General features: G+C 37.7%; 22 protein-coding genes and 1 tRNA gene. 4 read left to right on the forward strand and 19 right to left on the reverse strand.

What is annotated here, in order from left to right; translation table 11 throughout:
• Window positions 1-44: 44 nt before the first annotated feature.
• Together AC3G7N_RS01535 and secG are read right to left on the reverse strand one after the other, a co-directional pair.
• Window positions 45-791 carry an alpha/beta hydrolase gene (locus tag AC3G7N_RS01535; protein WP_489420376.1) on the reverse strand — a complete coding sequence of 249 codons (747 nt, stop codon included), beginning with the start codon at window positions 789-791 and terminating at the stop codon, window positions 45-47.
• A gap of 94 nt (window positions 792-885) precedes the next feature.
• Window positions 886-1,119, reverse strand: coding sequence for a preprotein translocase subunit SecG (gene secG, locus AC3G7N_RS01540; RefSeq protein WP_489420377.1), 234 nt, complete (start codon window positions 1,117-1,119; stop codon window positions 886-888).
• 169 nt (window positions 1,120-1,288) lie between these two features.
• Here secG and AC3G7N_RS01545 point away from each other — a divergent pair, with 169 nt between their 5' ends.
• Both AC3G7N_RS01545 and ptsP read left to right on the forward strand, forming a co-directional pair.
• Window positions 1,289-2,203 carry an alpha/beta hydrolase gene (locus AC3G7N_RS01545; protein WP_489420378.1) on the forward strand — a complete coding sequence of 305 codons (915 nt, stop codon included), beginning with the start codon at window positions 1,289-1,291 and terminating at the stop codon, window positions 2,201-2,203.
• 138 nt (window positions 2,204-2,341) lie between these two features.
• Window positions 2,342-4,054 (forward strand): phosphoenolpyruvate--protein phosphotransferase, encoded by a 1,713-nt coding sequence (gene ptsP / locus AC3G7N_RS01550; protein WP_489420379.1) that lies wholly within the window; start codon window positions 2,342-2,344, stop codon window positions 4,052-4,054.
• 44 nt (window positions 4,055-4,098) lie between these two features.
• Here ptsP and AC3G7N_RS01555 read toward each other — a convergent pair whose 3' ends face one another.
• The 9 genes from AC3G7N_RS01555 to AC3G7N_RS01595 all read right to left on the reverse strand — a co-directional run bounded on the left by AC3G7N_RS01555 (window position 4,099) and on the right by AC3G7N_RS01595 (window position 13,569).
• Window positions 4,099-4,683 carry a nitroreductase family protein gene (locus AC3G7N_RS01555; RefSeq protein ID WP_489420380.1) on the reverse strand — a complete coding sequence of 195 codons (585 nt, stop codon included), beginning with the start codon at window positions 4,681-4,683 and terminating at the stop codon, window positions 4,099-4,101.
• A 213-nt stretch (window positions 4,684-4,896) separates the two neighbouring features.
• A complete protein-coding gene (locus tag AC3G7N_RS01560; RefSeq protein ID WP_489420381.1) occupies window positions 4,897-5,853 on the reverse strand; it encodes a nucleoside hydrolase in 957 nt (318 codons plus the stop codon).
• A gap of 214 nt (window positions 5,854-6,067) precedes the next feature.
• Window positions 6,068-7,354, reverse strand: coding sequence for a phosphopyruvate hydratase (gene eno, locus AC3G7N_RS01565; protein WP_489420382.1), 1,287 nt, complete (start codon window positions 7,352-7,354; stop codon window positions 6,068-6,070).
• Between the two features lie 13 nt (window positions 7,355-7,367).
• Window positions 7,368-8,906, reverse strand: a complete 1,539-nt coding sequence (gene gpmI / locus AC3G7N_RS01570) for a 2,3-bisphosphoglycerate-independent phosphoglycerate mutase (protein ID WP_489420383.1) — start codon at window positions 8,904-8,906, stop codon at window positions 7,368-7,370.
• On the reverse strand, window positions 8,903-9,661 hold the full coding sequence (gene tpiA / locus AC3G7N_RS01575) for a triose-phosphate isomerase (protein WP_489420384.1): 759 nt from the start codon (window positions 9,659-9,661) through the stop codon (window positions 8,903-8,905). Before tpiA ends, gpmI begins: the two co-directional genes overlap by 4 nt.
• Window positions 9,662-9,679: 18 nt before the next feature.
• Complete coding sequence (locus tag AC3G7N_RS01580; protein WP_489420385.1) at window positions 9,680-10,861, reverse strand: phosphoglycerate kinase; 1,182 nt, start codon at window positions 10,859-10,861, stop codon at window positions 9,680-9,682.
• Between the two features lie 244 nt (window positions 10,862-11,105).
• Window positions 11,106-12,113, reverse strand: a complete 1,008-nt coding sequence (gene gap, locus AC3G7N_RS01585; RefSeq protein ID WP_489420386.1) for a type I glyceraldehyde-3-phosphate dehydrogenase — start codon at window positions 12,111-12,113, stop codon at window positions 11,106-11,108.
• A 57-nt stretch (window positions 12,114-12,170) separates the two neighbouring features.
• Window positions 12,171-13,190, reverse strand: a complete 1,020-nt coding sequence (locus AC3G7N_RS01590) for a sugar-binding transcriptional regulator (protein WP_489420387.1) — start codon at window positions 13,188-13,190, stop codon at window positions 12,171-12,173.
• A 121-nt stretch (window positions 13,191-13,311) separates the two neighbouring features.
• A complete protein-coding gene (locus tag AC3G7N_RS01595; protein ID WP_489420388.1) occupies window positions 13,312-13,569 on the reverse strand; it encodes a glutaredoxin family protein in 258 nt (85 codons plus the stop codon).
• 221 nt (window positions 13,570-13,790) lie between these two features.
• Between AC3G7N_RS01595 and AC3G7N_RS01600 the strand changes: the two genes are divergently transcribed.
• Window positions 13,791-14,420 carry a protein kinase family protein gene (locus AC3G7N_RS01600; protein WP_489420389.1) on the forward strand — a complete coding sequence of 210 codons (630 nt, stop codon included), beginning with the start codon at window positions 13,791-13,793 and terminating at the stop codon, window positions 14,418-14,420.
• A gap of 89 nt (window positions 14,421-14,509) precedes the next feature.
• On the opposite strand, the gene AC3G7N_RS01605 is transcribed toward AC3G7N_RS01600, so the two are convergent.
• A tRNA-Arg gene (locus tag AC3G7N_RS01605) sits at window positions 14,510-14,582 on the reverse strand.
• A gap of 360 nt (window positions 14,583-14,942) precedes the next feature.
• Here AC3G7N_RS01605 and clpP point away from each other — a divergent pair.
• Window positions 14,943-15,536: an ATP-dependent Clp endopeptidase proteolytic subunit ClpP gene (gene clpP, locus AC3G7N_RS01610; RefSeq protein WP_489420390.1), complete on the forward strand. Its 594-nt coding sequence runs from the start codon at window positions 14,943-14,945 to the stop codon at window positions 15,534-15,536.
• A 62-nt stretch (window positions 15,537-15,598) separates the two neighbouring features.
• Here clpP and AC3G7N_RS01615 read toward each other — a convergent pair whose 3' ends face one another.
• The 7 genes from AC3G7N_RS01615 to AC3G7N_RS01645 form a co-directional block, all read right to left on the reverse strand.
• Window positions 15,599-15,856, reverse strand: a complete 258-nt coding sequence (locus AC3G7N_RS01615) for an HPr family phosphocarrier protein (protein ID WP_489420585.1) — start codon at window positions 15,854-15,856, stop codon at window positions 15,599-15,601.
• Window positions 15,857-15,950: 94 nt separating this feature from the next.
• Complete coding sequence (whiA, locus tag AC3G7N_RS01620; protein WP_489420391.1) at window positions 15,951-16,898, reverse strand: DNA-binding protein WhiA; 948 nt, start codon at window positions 16,896-16,898, stop codon at window positions 15,951-15,953.
• A 42-nt stretch (window positions 16,899-16,940) separates the two neighbouring features.
• Window positions 16,941-17,900 (reverse strand): gluconeogenesis factor YvcK family protein, encoded by a 960-nt coding sequence (locus tag AC3G7N_RS01625; RefSeq protein ID WP_489420392.1) that lies wholly within the window; start codon window positions 17,898-17,900, stop codon window positions 16,941-16,943.
• Entirely contained in the window at window positions 17,897-18,787 is an 891-nt protein-coding gene (gene rapZ / locus AC3G7N_RS01630; protein ID WP_489420393.1) for an RNase adapter RapZ, read from the reverse strand. Before rapZ ends, AC3G7N_RS01625 begins: the two co-directional genes overlap by 4 nt.
• A gap of 14 nt (window positions 18,788-18,801) precedes the next feature.
• On the reverse strand, window positions 18,802-19,266 hold the full coding sequence (locus AC3G7N_RS01635) for an 8-oxo-dGTP diphosphatase (protein ID WP_489420394.1): 465 nt from the start codon (window positions 19,264-19,266) through the stop codon (window positions 18,802-18,804).
• A gap of 557 nt (window positions 19,267-19,823) precedes the next feature.
• Window positions 19,824-20,774: a thioredoxin-disulfide reductase gene (trxB, locus tag AC3G7N_RS01640; protein WP_489420395.1), complete on the reverse strand. Its 951-nt coding sequence runs from the start codon at window positions 20,772-20,774 to the stop codon at window positions 19,824-19,826.
• Between the two features lie 92 nt (window positions 20,775-20,866).
• Window positions 20,867-21,871, reverse strand: coding sequence for a tetratricopeptide repeat protein (locus AC3G7N_RS01645; RefSeq protein WP_489420396.1), 1,005 nt, complete (start codon window positions 21,869-21,871; stop codon window positions 20,867-20,869).
• Between the last annotated feature and the right edge of the window lie 16 nt (window positions 21,872-21,887).

Consider the following 21,887-nt stretch of genomic DNA (forward strand, 5'->3'; position numbering starts at 1 on the left):
CTTCTTTCTCTACTATTGTTACCCTAAATTACCAATTTATAATACTATTTTTCCCAATCGAGTTCTTCCAAAAAATCATAAATATCCTCATGTAGCTGTTCTTTTTCCTTATCGAGCGTAATGACATGTCCTGATTCTTCATACCATTTAATATCTTTCGTATCAGATTCGACATTTTCATAAATGTATGGCGCACTTTTTGTATTAATCATTTCGTCTTTTTTGGCTTGTACAACAAATGTAGGTGTATAGATGGTATCGACATTGTTTTTGACATCCGTGATTAACTTGCCTAATTGTTCAAACATAGAAGCCGACTCACCCATTAAACTGGTAACTTCTTCCTCTATTGTATCATTATTTTTCCTTTCTAGTTGCTTGTATTCCTTTGCAAAGGTTTTAAAGCCCTTTGTTAGCTGTGTTTTATTGTCAAAAAACATCGGTGCGCACATTGGAATAACACCTTTAACTTTCTCTGAATACGCCAACTTCAGCCCTAGAACACCACCAAGCGACAAACCGGCAACAGCAATTTCTGTATAACCTCGTTCTTTTAAATGGTTGTAGGCCTCTTGAACATCATCCCACCACTGTTCAGGAGTTGCGTCAATAAGTTCTTCTGGTGGTTTACCATGGCCCCTGTAAATTGGCGCATGGCATGTATATCCTTTTTTCTCCAAATACCTGCCCAACATACGGACATCAGCAGTGTGCCCCGTATAGCCATGCAGTAATAAAACAGCACGCTCTCCTGATTCAAACGTGAAAGGTTTTGGTTCTTTAATTTTCATAATCATTATTCTCCTTTGACACTCGCTCTTTTATGATATCCTCTTGAACATAAATAATCCCTTACCACCAAAAACGTGGTAAGGGTTTAATTGTCTATTGTAAAACATATGCACTTAAGAAAGCTAAAACAAAAAACAATGTACCCGTTATAACTGTACCCCGGTGCAAGATTAAATCAACACCACGAGCTTTTTGTTTACCAAATAATTGTTCAGCACCACCAGAAATTGCACCAGAGAGCCCTTCACTTTTACCTGACTGTAAAACAACTAAAACGATCAAAATAACTGCATCTATTACTAATATAATATTTACTAAATTAGCCATGTTACTATGACACCCCCATCAAAAACGTACGAATACCTATTTGTACTTTATCATAATTTCTGTTTATTTAGCAAGTTTATTTTAATGAAATCGCTATATTTTGGACGAAACACTCTTTTCACTTTATGATAGAAGAACAACTACTTATCAAAAAGGATGAATAGAGGCAATGGAAAAAGAATTTTGGATATCCATGTATGATGATGTCGAAGTCTATGTGAAAAAGTGGTATAAACCAAATCAAAAGCCAAAAGCTATTGTTCAGTTAGCGCATGGCATGGCAGAACACATTAATCGATACGATACATTCGGTAATTATTTGTTGGAAAACGATATTTTTCTGTATGGGAATGACCACCGTGGACACGGGAGAACGGGTGAGAAAAAAGGTAAACTTGGTTACTTTGCAGAAGAAAAAGGATTTGAAAAAGTAACAAATGACCTTTATGAAGTTACAATGGAAATAAAAAAGGAATACCCTGACACACCATTATTCATTTTAGGGCACAGCATGGGATCATTCCTAGCACGTGCGTATATCCAACGGTATAGCCAAGAAATTAATGGCGTTATTCTTTCCGGAACTGGCTATACCCCTAAGGTCCGCTATCAAGTTGGTAAACAGCTTGCATCTACTTTACCGCCAAAAGAAGAAACAAAATTGATGAACATGTTGACATTTGGCTCTTACAACAAGCGTGTAGATGATATGAATACCTCCTACGACTGGCTAACACGTGATAAAGCAATGATTCAATCATACATGGATGATCCATATTGTGGATTTGTCCCGACTGCAAGATTCTACTATGACCTGATGGACGGAATTAGCACAATTCAAGACGGAAGACGCAACGAAGCGATTCGTAAAGATTTGCCAATGCTTCTAGTTAGTGGTGACGCGGATCCTGTAGGTGATTACGGGAAAGGTGTTTGGAAAACAGCTGATTTGTATGATAACGCTGGACTCGACAATATTGCCACGATGTTTTTTCATGATGGCCGGCATGAATTATTGAATGAACTGAACAAAGAAGAAGTGTTCAAACTCCTATTCCATTGGTTGCGCGATCAAATGGGCTAGGTTACTCCCTTTTCAGGTAAGCGTTTACATGAAGTTTTCCAGTTATATGCATGCTTAATCCCTTGAAACAACTGGGTTTTTAGAGGTAAAATAGATAAAGGATATGAAATAAATGTTGAAGGGTTGGACAAATAGTTTATGAAACAAATACAAGGAATAGCCGCTTCAAGTGGAATAGCAATCGCAAAGGCCTATCAACTGGTAACGCCAGATTTAACCTTTGAAAAAAAGACAATAGATAATCCGAACGAAGAGATTGAGAGACTAGACAAGGCACTTGAAAAGTCAAGAGCCGAGTTAGAAAAAATTAAAGAACACGCTAAAAGAGAAATTGGGGACGAACATGCAGAGATTTTTTCAGCACATCTCCTTGTGTTAAGTGACCCTGAATTAATCAAGCCAATCAAAGAAAAAATTAAAACTGATAACGAAATGGCTGAGGCTGCTTTAAAGGAAACAGCTGATATGTTCATCGATATGTTTAAAAATATGGATAACGAATACATGCGTGAGCGGGCTGCTGATATTCAAGATGTTACCAAACGCGTAATGGCTCATCTGTTGAATGTAACGTTTCCTGATCCAGCATTAATAGATGAAGAAGTAATCGTCATTGCGCATGATTTAACACCATCTGATACGGCTCAGTTAAATCGTGAGTTTGTAAAAGGCTTTGCAACAGACATTGGCGGACGGACTTCTCATTCCGCTATTATGGCTAGGTCACTTGAGATTCCAGCCGTAGTTGGTACAAAAGAAAGTACGCAAAAGATTAAGCAAAACGACCTCATTATTGTTGATGGCATGAATGGTGACGTTTTGATTAATCCAAGTGAGGAAGAAATAGATTCGTATAAGAAAAAACAAATAGAGTACGAAGAGCAAAAAACGGTATGGGCAAAATTGAAGAATGAACCAACAGTTACTTCTGACGGAGAACAAGTAGAATTAGCAGCTAATATTGGTACACCAGAAGATGTAGAGAGCGTGCTAAATAATGGTGGAGAAGGAATTGGACTTTACCGTACAGAATTTTTATACATGGGAAAAAGCGAACTTCCAACTGAAGATGAACAATATGATGCATATAAATCCGTACTTGAAAAAATGGGCGACAAACCTGTTGTTGTTCGTACATTAGATATAGGTGGAGATAAGGAACTAAGCTACTTAGACCTCCCTAAAGAAATGAATCCATTCCTAGGATTTCGTGCAATAAGATTCTGCTTAGAAAATGAGTCTATATTCCGCACTCAATTACGTGCGTTATTGCGCGCGAGCGTTCATGGTAACTTAAAGATTATGTTTCCAATGATTGCAACACTTGAGGAGTTTAGACAGGCGAAAGAAATTTTGTTGGATGAAAAAAGTAACTTGTCAAACGAGGGTGTAAATGTTTCTGATAAAATTGAAGTTGGCATCATGGTAGAAATTCCATCTACCGCTGTAACTGCCAAACAATTTGCAAAAGAAGTTGATTTCTTCAGCATTGGTACTAACGATTTAATTCAATATACCATGGCTGCTGACCGTATGAATGAACAGGTTTCCTATCTGTATCAACCATACCATCCTGCAATTTTAAACCTGGTTCATAACGTAATCGAGGCAGCTCACGATGAAGGCAAATGGGTAGGCATGTGTGGTGAAATGGCCGGTGATCCAATTGCAATTCCAATTTTACTTGGACTTGGATTAGACGAATTCAGCATGAGTGCAACGTCCATTTTGCAAGCAAGAACACAGCTACGTCAGTTGTCAAAAGAAGATATGCAATCCCATAAAGATACATTACTTTCCATGGGTACTGCAGATGAAGTCGTAGCATTTGTGAAAGAGAAAACAGAATAAAGTTAAAAAGATGGATGAAGCTCTGGAGCTTCATCCATCTTTTTTTATCTTATTATCTCAAGTTTTTGTTCAACAGGCGTTCTACCCTTATTCCTGGGAATATTCTTTGGGTATCCAATTTGCAAAACTGCAGCTATTTTATGCGTATATTTGTTTAAGCCTATCGCTTCCACAAATTCTGGGTCGTGCATAAACGGTGTAATTGTCCAAAGCATTCCAACACCAAATTCCCATCCAGCTAATTGCACATTTTGGATAAATGCATTTACGGCCGCAATTTCCTCTTCCATACGAACCGGATCAGATTCTCTTTTATAATAAATTAGTGCATGATGCGGGATCTGTAATAAAAATCTCTTCATGGATTCTGTCATTTTGACTGTTTTTGGATTCTGATCATTTTTTAACATCCCGATTCGTTGATAGCTTTCAATAATCTGATCGACAAGTTGTACTTTCCCTTGTTCCTGGTAAAGCTTAATTTCCCATGGCTCTTTCATGTAATGTGTTGGCGCATATGAACCGTAAGTAAAAATTTCTTTCAACTTGTCCGATGGTACTTCTTCACTTTTAAAACTATGTATGGATCTTCTTTCTTTAATTGCCCGTAAAATATCCAACCTTACCACCCCGTTGTCAAACTACTTTCTACCATGGTAACAGATTCTGACTATGTGTGGTGGATGAAATGAGGTGAAGGTTGTTGATATATCAAATTAACCGTTGATTTCCTGCATTGAAGCTTGATATATCGAATTAACCGTTGATTTCCTGCATTGAAGCTTGATATTAGGTTAACCGTTGATTTCCAACCGGTATTATAGAAAACTAACGCGGTTCGGTTAATTCCCTTGTTCTCCAGTCATCACAGACATAAATTCGATATAAAATTTCCTGTAGTCCAAACTAAAAGCAATTCGATGTTTTTTCTCTCCAGCTTTGGCATTATTTATGTACGGCCTGATATCGGCAATGCTTTGTCCCCTCTCCACTCCCTCCCTCGATTGAACAATGTGGACTGGTAGCGTATCGAAGGTCAACATGTCCTTATGTATTGGAGCCATCAGGGTAAGGACATCGTGCATCGGACTACCTAGAATGGCGGGATTTCGTCGTTTATAAAAATCATAGTAATAATCTAGCAAAGGCTTAATGATCTTAGCTTTTCCAATGTTCGCTATATAATCTACCATTTGCGGCGTTACTATCGCTTGGAGAGTCACATTCAGGGGAATAATCGTTACGTTATGAGCGTTGTCCAACACAATCTTTGCAGCGATAGGGTCTGCGTAAAAATTGGCTTCTGACACGGCAGTTACATTACCTGGAACCCAAAATGCGCCACCCATAATATAGAAACCTTTTATTTTACTCATTAATGATTGATATAAGATAAACATAGTAGCAAGCGAGGTAAGTCTGCCAATATTAACGATCATTAATTCATCCTGATATTTTTCTATAATTGTTACAATCTGAAAAAAATTTTCAATATCATAATCATCATTAGCATTTGGAGGAATTATCGGCCCAAGCCCATATTCACCATGAATTTCCGGGAAAAACTCCGGCATTTTCCCTGTCATGGGAAGCTCAGCTCCACTAATTATGGCAAGTTCATCTGGAATATTAAATAGCTCCTTAATGTACCTAACATTAGCTAACGCCTTATCTCGTGGAACATTTCCATAATCTGCGACAACACCCACAACCTCAACTTGTTCCTTTAAATGAGCATATATAAGTGCAACTGTATCGTCTATTCCAATATCGCCAAATAGTAAGACTTTCTGTGCCATCAAGTCACGTCCTTTACTCCACTTTTTAAATACTATTCATGGAGAAGGATGTACTATGCTTTTAAAATTTCAGGATAAGTTTGTTCACTGTCGAGCATGTGAAAAATACTGTCCAGAATTTAAAAATACGATCCAAAACTGTATTTACTGTCTAGTACTGGAAAAATGGCAAAAAAAAGAGACAGATTTCTCTGCCTCTAATCAAAATAACTATTTACTTATTCAAGTTATAAAATGCATTTGATCCTGCGTAGACACCAAGGCCTGACAGCTCGTCTTCAATACGCAATAATTGGTTATATTTCGCTACACGATCGGTACGTGATGGTGCACCTGTTTTGATTTGACCAGCATTTGCTGCGACAGCAATATCTGCAATAGTTGCATCTTCTGTTTCACCAGAGCGATGAGAAATAACTGCAGTATATCCTGCACGTTTTGCCATTTCGATTGCATCAAATGTTTCCGTTAAAGTACCTATTTGATTCACTTTAACTAAGATAGAGTTACCAACGCCCTGTTCAATTCCCTGTGATAATTTCTTCGTATTCGTCACGAAAAGATCGTCTCCAACTAACTGAACACGGTCGCCAATCCGATCCGTTAACATTTTATGGCCATCCCAGTCGTTTTCATCTAAACCGTCTTCAATGGAGATGATTGGGTATTTATTAACCATTTCTTCGTACCAATCAACCATTTCCTTTGACGTGCGCACAACTCCTTCACCTTTGAGGTTGTATTTTCCATCCTCATAGATCTCAGATGCCGCTACATCCATTGCAAGTTTAACTTCTTCTCCAGGCTTATATCCTGCAGCTTCAATTGCTTCTACAATAGTTTGAAGTGCTTCTTCATTTGACTTCAAGTTAGGTGCAAACCCACCTTCGTCACCAACACCTGTGTTATAGCCTTTAGACTTTAATACTTTTTTCAATGAATGGAAAATTTCTGCACCAGTACGAACCGCTTCTTTAAAAGTTGGTGCTGCTACAGGCATAACCATAAATTCTTGGATATCTACATTATTATCTGCGTGCTCCCCACCATTTAAAATGTTCATCATTGGTGTAGGTAACGTTTTAGCATTAAATCCACCTAAATAATTGTATAATGGAATTTCTAAGTAACTGGCTGCTGCATGTGCTACTGCCATTGATACGCCAAGGATTGCGTTAGCCCCAAGTTTTCCTTTATTTTCTGTTCCGTCGAGTTCTATCATAATTTCATCGATAATCGTTTGACGTGTAACATCTACCCCAAGTAATTCAGGCCCAATCAACTCATTTACATTCTCTACTGCTTTTTGTACGCCTTTTCCTAAGTAACGATCGTTGTCGCCATCACGTAATTCAACTGCTTCATATTCACCAGTTGATGCACCACTTGGAACCAAGGCAGCGCCAAATGCTCCTGACTCTGTAAAAACTTCTACTTCTACTGTTGGATTTCCACGTGAATCTAAAACTTCTCGTGCATAAACGTCTGTAATGTATGGCATGTAAATCGCTCCCTTATTTTTTAATTAATGATGTGCCAGTCATTTCTGCTGGCAAATCAATGTCTAATAGATCTAGTAGTGTTGGTGATAAGTCTGCTAAAATTCCATCTTCACGTAATGTTGCATTTTCCTGTGTCACAATAACGGGCACTGGATTTGTCGTATGTGCCGTCATAGGACCTCCATCAGGTGTAATGACCTCATCTGAATTACCGTGATCAGCTGTGATAATAGCATTGCCACCTAATTCTACTAGCTTATCAACAATTTTTCCAAGACATTCGTCAACTGCTTCAATCGCTTTTATCGTTGGTTCTAGCTTTCCTGAATGCCCCACCATATCTGGGTTGGCAAAATTTAAGATAATTGCATTCGGTGTATCAGAATCCAATTCCGTAAGTAGCGCATCAGTCAGCTCGTAAACACTCATTTCTGGTTTCAAATCATAGGTTGCAACCTTTGGTGAATCAATCAAAATTCGTTTTTCACCAGGGAATTCCTTTTCTCGGCCACCACTCATGAAAAATGTTACGTGTGGGTACTTTTCTGTTTCAGCAATACGGAGTTGTTTCATATTTTGTTGAGACAAAACTTCCCCGACTGTGTTATCTAGGTTAACTGGATTATATGCTACATACCCATCAACTGATTCACTAAAGTTTGTGAGCATTACAAAATGTAATCCCTTTGGTACTTCTTTCCCACGGTCAAAATCACGAAAGTCATCATCAGAAAATGTACGTGAAATTTGAATAGCCCGATCTGGTCTGAAGTTATAAAAGATGATAGAATCTTCGTCTTCAACGGTTGCTCTTGGATTCCCAAATTCATCCGTTAAAACAGAAGGAATAACAAATTCGTCATGGATCCCATTCTCATAGGAGTCGTCGACTAGTGTGGAGGCATCTTGATATTGTGGTCCTTCACCATACACCATTGCATCATAAGCCCTCTTCACACGATCCCAACGTTTATCTCTATCCATTGAATAGTAACGTCCTGAAATCGTTGCGAATTGTCCTACACCGTATTCTTTCATTTTCTCTTCCGCTTGCATGATATATGTTTTTGCAGTTTGTGGACCTACATCTCGTCCATCTAAAAATGCGTGAACAAACACATCTTTAAAATCATTATCCCTCGCCAACTTCAATAATGCAAACAAATGTTGAATGTGACTATGCACGCCGCCATCTGATAATAATCCAAAAATGTGTAATGATTTCTTTTTCTTTTTAGCGTCTTTGATTGCATTTAGAAACGCATCTTTTTCAAAAAAGTCGCCGTCTTTAATTGATAGGTTCACTCTAGTTAAACTTTGATAGACAATTCTTCCTGCACCAATGTTTAAATGCCCTACCTCTGAGTTACCCATTTGACCTTCTGGTAGTCCAACCGCTTCTCCACTTGCTTGCAGTTGATTATGTGGATACTTACTCCAATACCGATCAAAGTTAGGCGTGTTTGCTTGTTTAACTGCATTTCCCATCTCTGTATCACGAATTCCATATCCATCTAAGATGATTAATGCAGCTAGTTTTTGGTTCGTCATTTTTTACCGGCCTCCACAAGCTGGATAAATGATTCGGCTTCAAGGCTTGCGCCCCCAACAAGTGCACCATCAATATCAGATTGCGCTAGTAACTCATCCACGTTAGCAGGCTTTACGCTACCACCATATTGAATGACCACTTGGTTTGCTGTTTCTTTTGATGAAAGTTTTTCAATAACTGTACGTATATGCTGGCATACTTCATTTGCATCACTGCTGGAAGCTGTTTTGCCAGTTCCAATCGCCCAAATTGGTTCATAGGCAACAATTGTTTTCGCAATTTGTTCTGCAGTTAAATCCTTTAATCCAGCGGAAATTTGTTTTTCAATATGGTTCATTGTTTCGTTCTTCTCACGTTGATCAAGTGTTTCACCGACGCATACAATTGGTGTCAATTCATGATTAAACGCTGCATGTGTTTTCTTATTTACCGTTTCATCTGTTTCAGCAAAATGTTCTCTGCGTTCCGAATGACCAATAACAACATGTGTCACTCCTAAATCTTTAAGCATTACAGGACTTACTTCACCTGTATATGCACCGTTTTCTGCAAAATGCATATTTTGAGCAGCAATTTTCACAGAACTATTTTTTGTTTGTTCTACAAGTGGTGCCAAAAAAGGGAAAGGAGCACAGACAATTGCTTCGACACCTTGATCAGTTGGATCTTTTTTCACAACCTCTTGAACGAATTGTTCTGCTTCTGCTAACACCTTATTCATTTTCCAGTTTCCAGCAATTACTTTATTGCGCATCGTCTCACCTCATTCAATTTATTTTTCATCTAAAGCTTGTACACCAGGAAGTTCCTTACCTTCCATAAACTCTAGTGACGCTCCGCCACCAGTCGACACATGATCCATTTGTTCAGCAAAACCAAATTTGCTGGCAGCTGCAGCGGAATCGCCACCACCAATTACAGTATACCCGTTTGTCTCAGCTAATGCCTCTGCAACTGCTTGTGTTCCACCTGCAAAAGCATTGAATTCGAATACACCCATTGGCCCGTTCCAAATCACAAGCTTTGAATCTGCTACAATCTTACTAAATTTTTCACGTGTTTTCGGCCCAATATCAAGCGCTTCCCAGTCCTTTGGTATCTCATCGATTGAAACAATTTTAGTATTGGCATCTTTTGCAAATTCATCTGCAATAATGGCATCCTCAGGAATTATAAAATTAACACCTTTTTCTTTCGCCTTTTCCATAAACTGTTTCGCCACACCGATTTTATCTTCTTCTAGTAGAGATTGTCCGATTTCGTGCCCTTGTGCTTTAATAAATGTATAGGCAAGTCCGCCACCAATGAGTAGGTTGTCCACTTTATCCAGTAAATGGTCAATAACACCAATTTTATCTTTAACCTTTGCACCACCGATTATTGCAGTAAACGGGCGCTCCGGATTTTCTAATGCCTTTCCTAAAACATCAAGCTCTTTTTCCATTAAAAGTCCGGCAGCAGCTGGTAGTTTTTCTGCTATACCAGTTGTGGATGCGTGCGCACGATGAGCTGCACCAAATGCATCATTCACATAAAAGTCTGCCATATCTGCAAAGCTTTGAGCCAGCTTCTCATCGTTTTTTTCTTCACCTGGTTCAAATCGTACATTCTCGATTAGTAAAATATCGCCATCACTTAGTAGTGATAGAGCTTCATTTACCTCTTTACCGAATACTGCATCGGTTTTCGTAACATCTTTTCCAATTAAATCGCTCAATCGTTTCGCAATAGGATCAAGTCTTAAGTCTTTTACTACTTCTCCTTTTGGACGTCCAAGATGACTAGCCAAAATGACAATAGCACCTTGTTCTGTTAAGTAATCAATTGTAGGAAGTGCAGCTTTAATCCGTGTATCATCACTCACCTCGCCATTCGACATTGGCACATTAAAATCAACACGGCAAAAAACTTTCTTCCCTTTTACATCAAGGTCTTTCAGAGTTTTTTTATTCATTCTTAAAAAATCCTCCCTTGTGATTAAAAAATTATGTATACATGCTACTTGTTTGTTTTCCCCAAGATTACGACAGTTAGTCATAAAAAAGAAAAAGAGGAGGATAAAGTTCCCCCTCCAGTATATATGAACTTCTTGTCTAGCTCCAGTTCTAAAGCTGTAGTAGACTTCCCTCACCTTCGTACGATAAGTCAACATCAGTTGTTAGAAGGAAGGCCGACTAAAAGCGCGCTTGCGCCTTTCCTTATAGTCCTTGATTTTTAATATAAACTGCCAAATCAACACAACGAGCTGAATATGCCATTTCGTTGTCATACCAGGAAACTACTTTTACCATATTATCTTCAAGAACCATCGTTGATAACGCATCAAACAATGATGAATGGGTATTACCAACAATATCAGATGATACAATTGGCTCCTCTGTATATCCAACAATACCTTCTAGTTTTCCTTCTGCTGCTTCTTTAAATGCTTTATTTACATCTTCTGCTGTTACATTTTTATCTAGTTCAGCAACCAGATCAACTATAGAACCATCAGGTGTTGGAACACGAATTGCCATACCGTTTAACTTACCTTCTAGTTCAGGCAATACTTTACCAACCACTTTTGCAGCTCCAGTTGTAGTTGGAATAATATTTTGTGCTGCTGCACGTGCACGGCGATAATCTTTATGTGGCAAATCAAGAATCTGTTGATCATTTGTATACGAATGGACTGTTGTCATTAGACCGCGTTTAAGACCAAAGCTATCATGTAAAACTTTAGCTAAAGGTGCTATACAGTTTGTTGTACATGAAGCATTTGAAACAATATGATGGTTTTGTGCATCATAGTCCTGCTCGTTAACTCCCATTACCATCGTAAGGTCTTCTTCTTTTGCAGGGGCAGATATAATAACTTTCTTTGCACCAGCATCAATGTGTTTCTGCGCATCTTCGCGATTTGTAAAACGGCCAGTAGACTCAATTACAACTTCCACGCCAAGGTCTCCCCAACCTAAATTCGCTGGGTCACGCTCTGTTAACACTTTAATTTCTTTACCACCAACAACAATACTAGATCCGTTGACCGTAACTTCTTGTTCAAGTTGACCATGGACAGAATCGTATTTTAGCAGATGTGCTAACATTTCAGCATCTGTTAGGTCATTTACTGCTACAACCTCAACATCATCATTTTTTAATGCTTGACGAAATACATTACGTCCGATACGTCCAAATCCGTTAATTCCTACTTTTACTGTCATATTATTTCCTCCTAATGGTTACAATAAATTTTGTAAAATCTATCTATATGAAAGGATTTAACCATGAATGATTGCCTCTGCGGCTGCTTCATCCGTAATGAGTAAATCCGCTTCTCCTTGATTAAAATACGATGTGATGGCTTTGGCTTTTGAACTACCACCAGCAATTGCCACAACCTGATTCACTGACATAAGATCCTCTAATTGAATCCCTATCGTTCGCACCTTATGAACAACATCACCAAAGCGATTAAAATAATAGCCAAAAGCTTCACTGACAGCTTGTTCTTTTTCGAGTTGATGGATGAGTTCATCATTTGATTTTCTGCGGTTTGCCATTGTTAAAGCATCGCCAATCCCGTGCAAAATAACATCAGCAGAGCGAATCAGCTCCGTTATCTCTTGGATAGATGGCTCTTTTAACATCGTTTGGTAAGATAGTTCACTGAGTGGATCAGGTACATATAACATTCGATAATCGCCATTCGTACGTTTTGCCATTTCTGCAACAATCGTATTAGCCTGACTTTCTACTTTTTCACCGATACCGCCTCGAGCAGGGACAAACAAACAATTGTCCGCATTCTCAAATGGTGACATCACATGCGCTACAGCGGCCATCGTTGTACCACCAGTAACAGCAATGGTTTGTTTAGTAGATACGTGTGATTGCAAATGCTTCACAACCGCTTTTCCCATTTCTTGTTTTACTTGGTCTTGATTATCACTATTACCACGAACCACCATAACTTGTTCTACATTCAATTTATCCTTTAATTGTGTTTCTAAACCACTTAACCCTGTGATATCTTTCATAAACACAGCTAGATGACTGAGTATACCTTTCCCTTCTTCAGTAATGTGCATTCCTTTTCCTGAAACATCAATCATCTGATGCTTCTGTAAAAAGTCAACCTCGCTACGAACCGTTCGTTCTGTCATCTTGGCGCGATCCGATAAGCTTCTTCGCCCGATTGGTTGAAAAAAGTTTATCGTATGTAAGATTGTATATCTTTGCTTCATTACTTCCAAAAGGTCCGGAAAGATTTTTTTTTGCAAATCAACTAATGATTGCATAAAGTTACTCCTTTTATCGGACAAATAAGTCCCGGATGGTTATATTTTGTCCTGCTAACTGTAAAAAAATTCGCAAATGCCTTATTTGCTTAATTTAATTTTACCATAACAGATTCATATTTCAAGCCTTATGTTTCTTTTGGGCCTCTTGAAACGTTGCAACTAATGATTCAAATGAAATTTGCTCACAGTCCAATTCGATACCATCAACGTTTACCACAGGTATGGAAAGATGATAGTGTTCTAACCATTCCTCGTCAGAATAAATATCTCGCATTTCAAGTGTATGAGGATAATCATTTTTTAAAAGTTCTACCAAATTTAAGGCATCATCACAAAGAGAACATTTCTCTTTTGTATAAAACGTAATATGTATCATACTTATATCTCCTTTATCTATTATGAACGATTACCCGTTTATTTATGCACTTTCTAGCTTTCATTTTGGCATAACTACTCACAAATGTGAATGGACTTGTGCTAGCTCCAACATGAAGATGATTAATTTTGTTCTCTTTCTATAAACCAATTCGTATAATAGTACAAGTTAGTAGCGTTTAAACTTTTCACCCTATATTATTGATGAAAGGGGTGGTTAACTTGAATTCAACCGTCGAACTTGTAAATAGCATCAAATTAAAAATAGATAAGAATGATATTTCCATCTTAGAAAAAGATTCGGCTTTAGAATTCATAGGAGCTGGTAGAAGTGCTGTTGTCTTTAAAATTCAATCTACTAATAAGGCTCTTAAAGTGTTCTTCCCAAATTGCACATATATAGCCAAGGAAGAGGCTGAAATATATAAGATTCTTAAGGAAAATCCTTACTATCCAACGTTATACGAAGCAGGAGATAACTTCCTGCTTATCGATTACATTGAAGGATACACGTTATTTGAATGTTTGTCACAAGGAATTCCACTTACCAATTCAACCATACAAGAAACGGACCACGCCCTTTCTTTAGCTAGGCAAGCTGGATTAAATCCTTCAGACATTCACCTTCGAAATATAATTCTGACCCCAGAAGGGAAAATTAAGTTAATTGACGTGGCTAGGTTTAGACAAACCAAAGATTGTCGCCAATGGACTGATCTGAGGAAAGCATTTTTTACATTTTATAATAAAGCGTACTTCCCTAAGAAAATTCCTGTTTCTGTGTTGAACACAATCGCCTATTTATATAAGAAAAGAAATCTCCAAATAGATTCATATAGAAAAACCAGTTGAAATCAACATTTTTCATAAAATTTAATCCTATAAAAAAAGACAAGGGAGCGAAAAAACGCTACATCCCTTGTCTTTTTTATACGATGAAGTGCACCCAGAGGGATTTGAACCCCCGACCCTTGGTACCGGAAACCAATGCTCTATCCCCTGAGCTATGGGCGCATACTACCAAACTCTACTTTTGACACTTAGGTTATTATAACGTTCTCAACTCAAACAAACAAGCATTTTTTCAAATTGGTTCTTCAACTGTATTTTCAGTCTACCTCCTTAGGTCGACAATTGTTTATTCTGATCTTCACTGACACAGCTATATTTACACCATTTATTCCAACGTACATCACAAACCTTATAAGAATTTAATCTTAACAGTTTAATATAATTGATAAAGGGAAAGATGGAGAAAGTGAATTTTATGATCAAAACTGAATGTTTACGTTTGACCTTTTTTGACCTATTAGTTATCATAAAATTATCCAATCAAACTGGATATAGTTTGAACAAATAAAGGAGGAAATATCGATGAATTTAATACCAACAGTTATTGAACAGACAAACCGCGGAGAACGTGCATATGATATCTATTCACGTTTACTTAAAGACCGTGTAATCATGCTGGGGAGCGCAATTGACGACAACGTAGCGAACTCTATTGTGGCTCAACTACTATTTTTAGAAGCAGAAGACCCTGACAAAGACATTTCCATATACATCAACTCGCCTGGTGGTTCCATCACAGCAGGAATGGCTATCTATGATACGATGCAATACATTAAAGCTGACGTTTCAACCATCTGTACAGGAATGGCAGCATCAATGGGAGCATTTCTATTAGTAGCAGGTGAAAAAGGTAAACGTTATGCACTTCCAAATAGTGAAGTAATGATTCATCAACCACTAGGTGGTACACAAGGCCAAGCGTCTGATATTCAAATTCATGCGAAACGAATTATTGAAATGCGTGAAAAAATTAACGAGATTCTTGCTGAACGCAGTGGTCAATCCATTGATGTGATTGCAAAGGATACGGATCGTGATAACTTTATGACAGCAGATAAAGCTGTAGATTACGGTTTAATCGACAAGATTTTGAAAAGAAATACAGATAAGAAATAAGGAACAAAAACATTCTAAACAGCAAGAACCGTAATAACTCCCTGTCCTTGACAGGGAGTTATTTACTTTTTATTTGATACCAGGTTTGCTAATTCATCAAGTGCAATCTCCTCATCTGTACCTTCTGCAATTAGTGTTACTGTTTCCCCGGAACCAATTGCAAGACTCATCAACCCCATGATACTTTTGGCATTAATGCGTTTCCCGTCTTTTTCAAGAAATAAATGAGCTGCATACCGATTTGCTTCTTGCACAAAATGTGCAGCTGGTCTTGATTGCAGACCTGTTTCAAGCTCAATTTTTACTAATCTCTCAACCAAATCTATCATTCTCCCTTCCGTTGTAAGCGTATTCATTATTTAATATATAGTAGTGCAAATTTTCATCTGCACTACTATATATTCTTAATTTACACTACTTCATTCCTACTTCACCATTTCGTATTTTATCGGCATATTCGTCTATTTTCTTTAACCGATGATTGACACCTGATTTCGATATCTTACCAGTTGAAACTAATTCACCAAGCTCTTTTAAGGAAATGTCTTCGTGTTGAACGCGTAACTCAGCTATTTCCTTTAGTTTTACTGGCAGTTCCTCTAAACCAACCGTCTGATCAATTAATTTTATATTTTCAATTTGTCTAAATGCCGCACCAATGGTTTTATTTAAATTAGCCGTTTCACAGTTAACGATTCGGTTAACGGAATTACGCATATCACGAATAATGCGAACGTCCTCGAATTTAAATAATGCATTATGCGCACCAATTATACTGAGAAATTCGGTCATTTTTTCTGCTTCTTTAATATAGGTTATAAAACCATTCTTCCGTTCTAATTTTCTTGCACTTAGGTTGAACTTGTTTAGTAAATCACATAACGCATCATTATGTTCCTGATAGAAATTAAATATTTCTAAATGGTAGGATGAGGTCTCCGGATTATTTATCGAACCACCTGCAAGGAATGCGCCTCGTAAATAAGCCTTTTTACAGCATGTTTTTTTGATATAGGTTGGTGAAATGCTACGAACGAATGTATAGGATTCTTGCAAAATATCAAGATCTGATAGTAGCTTTCTAACATCCTCTTTCATCCGGACGATATATACATTATTCTTCTTCAATTTCATTTTCCGTCTAACTAACAACTCAACTGGTAAATCATATTGAGACTTTATTAACGTATAAATTCTACGTGCTATTGCCGCATTTTCAGTTTGTACATCAAGTAAATATTGTTGTCTAGATATAGATATTGCTCCGTTCATTCGTATCAACGCGGAAAGTTCAGCAAACGTGCAACATGAATCTATTTCTATTGAGGTCAATTCCTTCTTAATTTCGGATGCAAAAGACAACCCTGTCATCTCCCCTTTAAGCCAGTCTTGAGGGTGTTGTTTCTATTCCTTAAGCATGGATAATAATAAATTTGCAATTTTATGTGTGTCATGTCTTATTGTCGTTTGATCATAATTTATGATATCACCCTCAATAATACGAACCCCCATTTCGAGAAGACGATCCGTATCATAGATAACTGGCTCAGCATTTTCTTCTGCATAGATATCACGAACTGTTTTTTTAATCGGCTCATTATGCACAACAATAGAATCCAAAAAGCCTTCACCAACATGATCAACAATAGCCTTTACATGTTCAGAGGCGGTGTAACCTGTTGTCTCCCCTTCTTGTGTCATCACATTACAAACGTATACCACTTTTGCATTTGACGAACGAACAGCATCATCAATTTTAGGAATGATCATATTAGGAAGTATACTCGTATACAAACTGCCAGGTGAAACGACTATTAGATCAGCATTTTCAATGGCGCGAATTGCATTAGGCAAAGGGTTGATATACTCTGGACTCAAAAATACACGCTTGATTCGTTTGTTAGCGAGAGGAATACTCGACTCTCCAATAATTATTGATCCATCTTCCATTTCTGCATGTAGCGTCAAATTTTCATTTGAAATTGGATAAACTTTTCCTTTTACATTAAACACGCGGGATATTTCTTTAATTCCTGTATAAAAATTTCCTGTTATTGAAGTCATGGCAGCTAGCAAAAGGTTTCCCATAGAGTGACCAATTAGACCCTCACCATTTGCGAATCGATGCTGGAATAACTCAAGTAACATTGGTTCTGCGTCAGACAATGCAGCAATAACGTTACGTATATCACCGGGTGCTGGAATAGACATATCGTTCCGTATTCTACCCGTACTTCCGCCATCATCAGAAACGGTTACTAATGCGGCTAAATGAATAGGCAGGTCTTTTAATCCCCTCAGTAAAACCGGCATACCAGTTCCGCCACCGATAACAACTACTCTTGGATGATTTTCTTCCGTCATACAGACTTCCCTTTTCGTTTATCAATATCCCGATGGCTAATATGTGTTATATAATTTGATGAGAGTTTTTTAGCAAAGTATTCGGAAATTGCTACAGAACGATGTTGACCACCAGTACAGCCAATCGCAACGACTAATTGAGATTTACCCTCTTTTTTATATTGAGGGAGCATAAATTGAAGTAAATCTAAAACTTTTTCATTAAACTTTTGGGTGTCTGACCATTTAAATACATAGGAAGATACCTCAGGGTTTAAACCAGTTAATGGCTTCATATGTGTTACATAATGTGGGTTAGGCAAAAACCGGACATCAAACACCAAGTCCGCATCAATTGGCACACCATATTTGAAGCCAAAGGAAACCATATGAACAGAAAAGATTTCTTGCTTATCATCTGTGTATGCTTTTAATATTCTTTCTCTTAGTTCTCTAGGCTTTAGATTTGTTGTATCAATAATCCTTTGGGCTCTCCCACGCAGTTCATCAATAATAACACGTTCCTGCTGAATTCCATCAAGTGGCAATCCCCCAACTGCTAAAGGGTGAGAGCGTCTTGTTTCTTTGTATCTTGTCACTAGTTCTTCGTTCTTTGCATCTAAAAACAAAATATGTTCTTGCAACCACTCTTCTTCACCAAGAATATCAAGTGCTTCAAATAATGAATCAAAAAACTCCCGTCCCCGTAAATCCATGACAAGTGCTACTTTACGAATATTATTCGTTGCATCTCTCATTAATTCAAGAAATTTTGGTAGTAAGGCAGGTGGAAGATTATCGACGCAATAATATCCTAAATCTTCAAAGCTTTGAACAGCAACTGTCTTTCCAGCACCGGACATTCCTGTAATAATTACTAATTTTGTTTCCTGTTCATTCTCAGGCATCGTACAACCTCCCTCTATGGTGTAAATGGATCTAATCTCATATCAAGTAAGTTATAATCTTCTGTGTAAGAAAAAGATCCATACAGCATACCACTCTTTGACAAGACATGCTCAAAGATTTTTTTATCCCCTTCTGCCATAGGCAATTCATGTACTTGTTCCTTTGGCACCCATTCAAGAATGCCTTCATCACAATGTTCCGCTAGCTTACCTTTAGACACATTACAAACAAACGTAAACATCATCCACTCCTGAACCTTTTCATCCGCATTATGAACAGAAAATGTGAATGTTCCTGCAAGCTCTGGTTTTTGTAAATGTAAAGAAGTCTCTTCCCAATACTCTCGTACTACCGATTCCTTGATGGATTCACCCGGTTCCATCTTTCCACCAGGAATCGCATACCAGCCACGTCGGGGCTTTTTAAGTAATAAAACTTTATTGTGTTGGATTAAAATACAATTGGTAACTCGTTGCATATCAATAACACCTCTTTCTGAAGAGGATAGTTGGTCTAGCTACGGCTCCTAGAAGCTGCCGTCATAAGCAATAGACACTTCGAGCACCGTAGACCGTGTGCTCTACAGTCTATCGCTTATGCGTCCGCTTCTGACCAGTCGCCTCCGCTTTTCTTGTCTAGCTACGGCTCCTAGAAGCTGCCATCATTAGAAAAATAGACACTTTGAGCACCATAGACCCTGTGCTCTATGGCTATTGCTTATGCGTTCGCTTCTGAATTAGTCGCCTCCGCTTTTCTCTATTATACAATGAAAAAATTCAAACCAACAAGGATATGTTTCAATTTGAGATTTTTAATTGTTCGACAGGTTTGGACAACCTTTTATTTTAAAATGCTAGCAAAAAAAAGATGCACAGGTGCGAGTCACCTGTGCATAAAACTAATTTATCTATTAAAAGGGGGTCAATTAGTTAATTTTATTATACCCCAAAATTATTTCGAACGTGTTACAACAGCGTTAAAAAGTAATTACTTTATTAGAATAGGTGTAAGTGCCGTCTATTAGCACTTATATGTTTAATTTGCTGCTTTTAATTCTTCTAATAAATCTTCAATATAACCTTGTGCAGATTGAGCAGCAATACTGCCGTCCCCGGTTGCTGTCACAATTTGTCGAAGTTCTTTATCTCGGATATCTCCCGCTGCAAATACACCAGGCACGCTTGTTTCCATGTTTTCATTGGTAGGAATATACCCTTGATCATCTGTTATACCTAATGATTTAAATGGTTCACTTAATGGTACTAACCCGATATAAATGAATACACCATCTGCGGCAAATTCTTTCGTCTCTTTTGTATTACGATTCTCCAGCGTAACACCGCTAACTTTACCATCAGGACCATTGATTGTATTAACAACTGTATCCCAGATAAAATCAATTTTTTCGTTGTCAAATGCGCGTTGCTGGATGATCTTTTGTGCACGTAATTCATCACGACGGTGAACGATTGTAACGTTTTTTGCAAAACGAGTCAGGTATATACCTTCCTCTACTGCAGAATCTCCGCCACCAATTACAACAAGATCCTTTTCCTTGAAGAATGCACCATCACAAACAGCACAGTAAGAAACACCTCGGCCACCTAGTTCTTCTTCACCAGTAATGCCAAGCTTCTTATATTGCGCACCAGTTGTAATGATCAGTGTACGTGTTTTGTACTCATGTTTACCAGCTTTTACTAGCTTATAATCGCCATGATCGATAACTTCCTTTATATCGCCATATGCATATTCAGCACCAAATTTCTTAGCATGCTCAAACATTTTATTCGATAAGTCAGGTCCCAAAATGTGTTCATACCCAGGATAATTCTCTACATCCTCTGTATTAGCCATTTGACCACCTGGAATTCCTCTTTCAATCATAAGTGTTTCCAAATTTGCACGAGATGCGTAAACCGCTGCTGTCATTCCTGCTGGTCCAGCTCCTGCGATAATGACATCAAACATACGATCTTCGGACATTACGAACAGCCCCTTTAATTTACAATTATAGTTATTATTAAACCATTTATATACTATAAGATGCGAACTAGCACGTCTAGTGTTCTGCTCACTTACAGATTACAAGGATGTGTTTCTCTTTTTAATGAAGAGTGCAGTTTGCATCCTTCATCCCATAACGATTTCGCCTTTTCAGTCTCGCCAATATGAAATGCGGCAATACTATACCAGCGATAGTAGGATGGATGACCCTTTAATTTCCCCTTTGCCAGCGCCTTAAATCGTTTATATGCTTCTTGATAATATTCAGTCCGCGCCAAGGTGGTTGCAATTTTCAACTTGAGTTGTTCGTGAATAGAATATACATTTAGTAATGCCTGAATATGGTTTGTATATTCCCTATTATCACGTTCATAGTAATAAATTGCTAAATTTGTATGGGAACATAAGTCGTTCGGATCTTCTGTTAAAGCATCCCATTCCTTCTGAATAGCATCTTCCTGAAATCCATTATGAAACAATGCTTGTGTATAATCATGCTTAATCATTTTATGTTCTGGAAAAAGTACCATCATTTCTTCTAATAACGGTAAGACTTTTCCCCATTCCAGTTTTTCCATATGATTAAAAACAGTTTCCTGATAAATGAGCAGCTCATCTTCTTCTTCCATATCCCACTCATCTTCGTCACTGTCATCAATATCAAGCATTTCTAGTAGACTATGTGCCTCTTCATGGAAATCACCATCGGGCTCATTATTAAGATATGATTCAGCATATTTTTTTGCATCATTTAACAAACCTAAATGTGCATAATTATTTGCTAATAAATAGTAACAATCTGCATATTCATCACCTGTATATTGCAAAACTTTTGTTAGTAATTGGTTTGCTGCGTGGTAAGCACCTATTTCTGTATAAACAATTGATAATTGACATTGGTATAATGGTTCCTTTGGGGCAAACTCAACCGCCTTTTTCATCCATTTAACAGCAACATCAAATTTTCTTTTTTGAAAGGCTTCTACACCTTTTGTAAAATAAAATTCACCTTCAGGAATAAAAGGGATAACATTGTTTGTTTTTCTAATAACTTGTTTACTATTAACGTCCTGCATGGTTATCCCCCTTCAA

This window comes from Virgibacillus carmonensis (assembly GCF_057836705.1).

Bases quoted from the DNA above. Each gene is read 5' to 3' on its own strand.
- rapZ (WP_489420393.1), bottom strand. From the start codon at position 18,787: ATGCCTGAGAATGAACAGGAAACAAAATTAGTAATTATTACAGGAATG.
- AC3G7N_RS01625 (WP_489420392.1), bottom strand. From the start codon at position 17,900: ATGACGGAAGAAAATCATCCAAGAGTAGTTGTTATCGGTGGCGGAACT.
- ptsP (WP_489420379.1), top strand. From the start codon at position 2,342: ATGAAACAAATACAAGGAATAGCCGCTTCAAGTGGAATAGCAATCGCA.
- AC3G7N_RS01590 (WP_489420387.1), bottom strand. From the start codon at position 13,190: ATGCAATCATTAGTTGATTTGCAAAAAAAAATCTTTCCGGACCTTTTG.
- gpmI (WP_489420383.1), bottom strand. From the start codon at position 8,906: ATGACGAACCAAAAACTAGCTGCATTAATCATCTTAGATGGATATGGA.
- clpP (WP_489420390.1), top strand. From the start codon at position 14,943: ATGAATTTAATACCAACAGTTATTGAACAGACAAACCGCGGAGAACGT.
- AC3G7N_RS01635 (WP_489420394.1), bottom strand. From the start codon at position 19,266: ATGCAACGAGTTACCAATTGTATTTTAATCCAACACAATAAAGTTTTA.
- AC3G7N_RS01595 (WP_489420388.1), bottom strand. From the start codon at position 13,569: ATGATACATATTACGTTTTATACAAAAGAGAAATGTTCTCTTTGTGAT.
- gap (WP_489420386.1), bottom strand. From the start codon at position 12,113: ATGACAGTAAAAGTAGGAATTAACGGATTTGGACGTATCGGACGTAAT.
- secG (WP_489420377.1), bottom strand. From the start codon at position 1,119: ATGGCTAATTTAGTAAATATTATATTAGTAATAGATGCAGTTATTTTG.
- AC3G7N_RS01580 (WP_489420385.1), bottom strand. From the start codon at position 10,861: ATGAATAAAAAAACTCTGAAAGACCTTGATGTAAAAGGGAAGAAAGTT.
- eno (WP_489420382.1), bottom strand. From the start codon at position 7,354: ATGCCATACATTACAGACGTTTATGCACGAGAAGTTTTAGATTCACGT.
- AC3G7N_RS01535 (WP_489420376.1), bottom strand. From the start codon at position 791: ATGAAAATTAAAGAACCAAAACCTTTCACGTTTGAATCAGGAGAGCGT.
- AC3G7N_RS01560 (WP_489420381.1), bottom strand. From the start codon at position 5,853: ATGGCACAGAAAGTCTTACTATTTGGCGATATTGGAATAGACGATACA.
- AC3G7N_RS01545 (WP_489420378.1), top strand. From the start codon at position 1,289: ATGGAAAAAGAATTTTGGATATCCATGTATGATGATGTCGAAGTCTAT.
- tpiA (WP_489420384.1), bottom strand. From the start codon at position 9,661: ATGCGCAATAAAGTAATTGCTGGAAACTGGAAAATGAATAAGGTGTTA.
- trxB (WP_489420395.1), bottom strand. From the start codon at position 20,774: ATGTCCGAAGATCGTATGTTTGATGTCATTATCGCAGGAGCTGGACCA.
- AC3G7N_RS01645 (WP_489420396.1), bottom strand. From the start codon at position 21,871: ATGCAGGACGTTAATAGTAAACAAGTTATTAGAAAAACAAACAATGTT.